The 387-nt window shown below is 69.3% G+C and carries 1 protein-coding gene; it reads right to left on the bottom strand.

The genetic code is table 11. The annotated features are described in order from the left end of the window. A partial coding sequence (locus tag JZ792_RS43835) for a M20/M25/M40 family metallo-hydrolase (protein WP_216918470.1) occupies positions 1-365 on the bottom strand: 365 nt, incomplete at its 3' end. Between the last annotated feature and the right edge of the window lie 22 nt (positions 366-387).

Raw genomic sequence — 387 nt, 5'->3', positions numbered from 1 at the left:
GTGGTCAGGCAGGTGACGATGCTCTTGTGCGCGTCCGCGACTTCCATGCCGGTCGGCTCGCCGACGATCACCGCGCCCGGTCGCGGCAGGTCGACGCCGAACCGGGTGATCGCGTCCATCGAGCCGAGGCAGGTGGTCTCTTCGTCGTAAGAGAGCAGGATGTGGATGGGCCGCGTAAGGTTGGTTGCCAGCATGTCGGGCACCAGAGCCAGCGCCAGGGCGTCGAAGGCCTTCATGTCGACCGCGCCGCGTCCGTAGGCCCGCCCGTCGGCGACGCGCAGGGTGAACGGGTCGCTGGTCCAGGCCTGACCCGCCACTGGGACCACGTCGGTATGGCCGGAGAGCACGACGCCACCATCGGCCATCGGGCCGATGGTGGCGTACAGG

This window comes from Nocardia noduli, assembly GCF_019038455.1.
Taxonomy (GTDB): Bacteria; Actinomycetota; Actinomycetes; order Mycobacteriales; family Mycobacteriaceae; genus Nocardia; species Nocardia noduli.
This window is presented reverse-complemented; position numbering and strand designations above follow the sequence as displayed.